This is a genomic window from Ruegeria sp. BHSB056, from assembly GCF_059613305.1.
This window is the reverse complement of record NZ_JBXWSG010000146.1, coordinates 1-4,560: the sequence shown is the minus strand read 5'-3', so window position 1 is coordinate 4,560 and position 4,560 is coordinate 1. Positions and strand designations below refer to the sequence as shown.

Sequence of the window (4,560 nt, the reverse complement as noted above, 5' to 3'; positions counted from 1 at the left end):
TGGGGTTTAGATAGACCAAGGATATCTAATATGCAATTCATGCAAGTTATGAGTTGAATTTCGAATTAGATACGCGGTTCAAGCGATGATAAATTGCCGAAAGTCAATGTTAGGAGCCTCCACATGCATCTCGCCCGCTTTCCCCGTGTGCACCTTGCCCATCTGCCGACGCCGTTGGAGCCGATGAAGCGACTGTCCAAGGAGCTGGGGGTGGAAATCTGGATCAAACGCGATGACTGCACAGGTATGTCGACCGGTGGCAACAAGACCCGAAAGCTGGAATTCCTGATGGCCGAAGCCGAGGCGCAGGGCGCGGATATGGTCATGACGCAAGGGGCGACACAAACCAACCACGGCCGACAGACAGCCGCTTTTGCAGCCAAGCTGGGATTTGATTGCCATATCCTGCTGGAAGATCGCACCGGTTATCAGGACGGAAACTACAACACCAACGGCAATGTCCTGTTGGATCACCTGCACGGTGCAACGACCGAAAAATTTCCCGGCGGGCATGACATGCCGGCCGAGATGGAAAAAGCAGCAGAGAAGAAAAGGGCAGAAGGACGCAACGTTTACGTCATCCCCGGCGGTGGATCAAACCCGACAGGTGCCCTTGGCTATGTGAACGCAGCTTTTGAGCTTTTGGGTCAAGCCAACGACCGTGGTTTGAGAATTGACCGGCTGGTGCACGCGACCGGCTCTTCGGGAACGCAGGCGGGGCTGGTGACCGGCATGTGCGCCATGAACGCGAAGGTGCCGGTTCTGGGGATCGGGACCAGGGCGCCCCAGCCTAAACAGGAACAAATGGTTTACGATCTAGCCTGCAAAACAGCCGAGAAGCTGGGATGCGCAGGCGTCGTGAACCGCGAAGACGTGATGGCCAATACCGACTATGTCGGGCAGGGTTATGGCCTGCCAACCGAAAGTGGTATCGAGGCAATCCGAATGTTTGCCGAACTGGAGGGGATACTTTTGGATCCCTGCTATTCGGCAAAAGGTGCGGCAGGTCTTATTGATCTTGCACGCAAAGGCGAGTTCCAGGACCAGCGTGTCGTATTCCTGCACACCGGCGGTGCAGCGGCCCTGGGAGGGTATGACTTTGTATTTGATCATCAGAACCGCTGGGTCAATATCTGACCAATGACGCGGGCCCCGATCGGTATTCTTGGTGGCATGGGGCCCGAGGCGACCATCCTCCTCCAGCGCAAGTTGGTGGAGGCAGTACCGGCAAGCGATGATCGTGACCATATCCCGTTGTTGATCGATATGAACCCGCAGGTGCCGTCTCGTATTGTTCATCTGATTGACGGAACGGGCGAGGATCCGGGGCCTGTGCTTGCTGCGATGGCACGTCGTCTTCAAGCTGCCGGGGCTGTGGCATTGGCTATGCCGTGCAACACCGCACATTACTATGCTGCTGCGATTACGGATGCCGCGACTATTCCCTTGTTGAACATGGTGGAATTGGCAGTGGATCGTGCCGCTGGGATGATCGGACCGGGTGGGTGTGTCGGGATGCTGGCGTCGCCCGCGCTGCAGCGCGTAGGTCTTTTCGACACGGCGTTTCAGGCGCGGGGAATGTCAGTTGTCTGGCCAGCAGATGAGGGCAAGATGCTTGCGGCCATCCGCAGGATCAAGGCCGGTGACTCTTACAATGAGGCACGCCAAACTCTGAATACCGTATCTGCGGAACTGATTGGTGCCGGGGCAGATATGCAACTTATCGCGTGTTCAGAGTTTTCGATAATCGCCGACAGTGTCGCCGCGGACGTAATTGCCGTCGATACGATTGACCTGTTGGTTGATGCAATCATCGCGTTTTCCCAAGCAAATCGCACCCACCCTTGATCTGGCTGAAAGTGGGGCAAGTGATAAGGCTGGAAGACAGCGGTTCTGTGCAGTTGCGATCGTTGATCGTCTTGCAGATCACCTCAGCGCATAACAAAGGGCTTCGACATCGGTTTTTCCGATGTATTCAGCCAAACGGTCTTGGTCCGCGTGTAGTCGTGAATGGCCTCTAATCCCGCTTCCCTGCCATAACCGGATTGGTTGAAGCCGCCAAAGGGCGCGATGGGTGAGACGGCGCGGTAGGTGTTGATCCAGCAGATGCCCGATTGCAGGCGGGATGAAACACGGTGAGCACGGGCGACATTTTCGGTGAAGATACCCGAGCCAAGCCCGAATGGCGTGTCATTGGCCAGGTTGATTGCCTCTTCTTCAGTGTCGAAGGGCAGCAAGGACATGACGGGACCGAACATTTCGACCTTCAGGGTCTCTGTCTCGGCACTGGTGCATTCCACCAGCGTTGGGGCCATGAAATGACCAGACCGATCCAGTGGCGCGCCTCCGAAACGAATACGGGCGCCCTGTTCCTTGGCCTTGGCCAGCGTCGCCTGAATTCTGACAATCTGGGCGTTTGTGCACAGCGGGCCAATATGAGTTTCAGGTTCCAATGGATCGCCGATGACAATGCCCGACATCTTTTCTTCGATTTTGGCGATAAGAGATTCCATAATTGGAAGATGGATCAGCCCGCGTGATCCTGCGACGCAGCTTTGACCTGAAGCACCGAAATTGCCCGCGATCAGGCCGTTGGCGGCGCCATCCAGATTGGCATCATCGAAAACTATGATCGGGGATTTTCCACCCAACTCCAATGTGGTTACGGCAAAGTTCTCAGCCGAGTTGCGCACCACATGGCGCGCCGTTTCCGGGCCGCCAGTGAACGCGATCCGGTCCACGTCAGGATGCCGGGTTAGAGGGATCGCACAGTTTTCTGCGTCCCCGGTAATGACGGAGACGACGCCGGGTGGGAAACCCGCTTTGTCGATCAAGCGGGCGAACTCCAGCATTGGGGCGGGCGCAATCTCTGATGCCTTCAGCACAACCGAGCACCCTGCGGCAAGAGCTGGCCCAAGCTTGGTAGCTGTCAAAAACATCTGCGCGTTCCAGGGGACAATTGCGACCACCACGCCAATGGGCTCGCGCCGCGTAAAGACATGCATGTCCGGTTTGTCGATCGGCAGAACCGCGCCTTCGATTTTGTCCGCCAGCCCCGCATAGTAGCGATAATAATCGCCGACATATGCCGTTTGGGTCGCGGTTTCCGCCAGCAGCTTGCCACTGTCCTTTGTCTCGATCTCGCCAAGGCGTTCTGCGTTCTGTTCGATCAGTTCTGCAAGGCGGAATAACAGTTTGCCACGTGCGGTTTGCGTCATGTCCCGCCACGCCGGATCATCAAGTGACCGGCGCGCTGCAGAAACGGCGTGCTCTACGTCTTCGGGTGCCGCGCAGGCGAAACTGGCCCATTCCTCACCCGTTGCCGGATTCAACGAGGCCATCACTTGCCCACGTGCGCCTTCGGTCCAAGTGCCGTCGATAAATAGCTGGTAATGTGGCTTCTGGTGCATTGCGGCCCCTCACTGAAACTTTGGCATTACATCGTCGATGAAACGGGCAAGCGATGCGCGTTTGCGTTCGAAGCTCATGCCGCTGTCAATCCAAAACGAGTATTCATCATATCCAAGGTCTTCATAGCGTTTCAGACGCTCTGTCACTCCGTCCGCCGTGCCGATTGTCAGATCACGCGCCAGATTTTCGGGTGTCATCATTGCGTTGGCCGCCATTTCTTCTTCGGTCAGCGCCTGAATCAATCCCTGTCGGACTGGTCGCTTGTTTTGGAACCACGCGCCGAAATAGTTATAAAACCGGGACAAATCCCGCGCTGCCTGATCCAGTTCAGCGTCATCGCGCCCGACATAGGTGTGGTGAAGCAGCATGATCTTGGGGCGCGCTCCATCGTGATTGGCGCAGGCGGTCTCAAAACGGGTCATCAGTGTTTCGATTTCTTCGATGCCTTGCCAGAGCGGGGTGACCTGAATGTTGAATCCGTTCTGAACGCCGAACTCGTGGCTGTTCGGATCCCGCGCGGCAATCCAGATGGGCGGGCCGCCGGGTTGAACCGGCTTTGGGGCCGAACTGGTGGCGGGAAACTGAAAGAACTCTCCGTTATGCGCGCAGTCGCCTTCCCACAATTTGGGCAGCAGAGGAGCGATCTCTCGCATTCGCTGACCGGCGGTCCATGCGTCCAGACCGGGCATAAGCCGCTCGTATTCATAAGAGTAGGCACCGCGCGCTATGCCCAGCTCGATCCGGCCGCCGGTCATGAGATCCGCTGCGGCTGTCTCGCCCGCCAGTTTGATCGGGTGCCAGAACGGCGCGATCACAGTGCCGGTGCCAAGGCGCACGTTTTTGGTATGATGCGCGATGTCCACCAGCGACATCAGCGGGTTGGGTGCGATAGTGAAATCCATCCCGTGATGTTCACCAGTCCAGACCGCACGCATCCCTGCCTGATCAGCCATCTTGCACAGCTCGATGAACTCTTCATACAGTTTCTCATGCGACTGTTCGGGGCCCAGCCGTTCCATATGGGCAAAAAGGGAAAACTCCATTCGTCAGGTCCTTTCCGACAGGCTGTGCACATCGCCCCGCTGGGCGTCACCCAGATAAAGCGAGAAATTGCGGGTTCGGCTTTCCAGCGCAAAACGAGCCATCATG

Annotated in this window: 4 protein-coding genes; 2 read left to right on the top strand and 2 right to left on the bottom strand. The window is 57.0% G+C overall.

Annotation, left to right across the window (positions count from 1 at the left end):
* Positions 1–123: 123 nt before the first annotated feature.
* Entirely contained in the window at positions 124–1,137 is a 1,014-nt protein-coding gene (cuyA, locus tag AC2FND_RS19585; protein ID WP_209595722.1) for a D-cysteate sulfo-lyase, read from the top strand.
* A 3-nt stretch (positions 1,138–1,140) separates the two neighbouring features.
* On the top strand, positions 1,141–1,848 hold the full coding sequence (gene cuyB / locus AC2FND_RS19580; protein ID WP_496771388.1) for a cysteate racemase: 708 nt from the start codon (positions 1,141–1,143) through the stop codon (positions 1,846–1,848).
* A gap of 83 nt (positions 1,849–1,931) precedes the next feature.
* On the opposite strand, the gene AC2FND_RS19575 is transcribed toward cuyB, so the two are convergent.
* Together AC2FND_RS19575 and AC2FND_RS19570 are read right to left on the bottom strand one after the other, a co-directional pair.
* The gene (locus AC2FND_RS19575; RefSeq protein ID WP_496771387.1) at positions 1,932–3,410 is read right to left on the bottom strand and encodes an aldehyde dehydrogenase; all 1,479 of its coding nucleotides are present in this window, start codon (positions 3,408–3,410) and stop codon (positions 1,932–1,934) included.
* Positions 3,411–3,419: 9 nt separating this feature from the next.
* Positions 3,420–4,454: an LLM class flavin-dependent oxidoreductase gene (locus tag AC2FND_RS19570; RefSeq protein WP_496771386.1), complete on the bottom strand. Its 1,035-nt coding sequence runs from the start codon at positions 4,452–4,454 to the stop codon at positions 3,420–3,422.
* Positions 4,455–4,560: the final 106 nt, after the last annotated feature.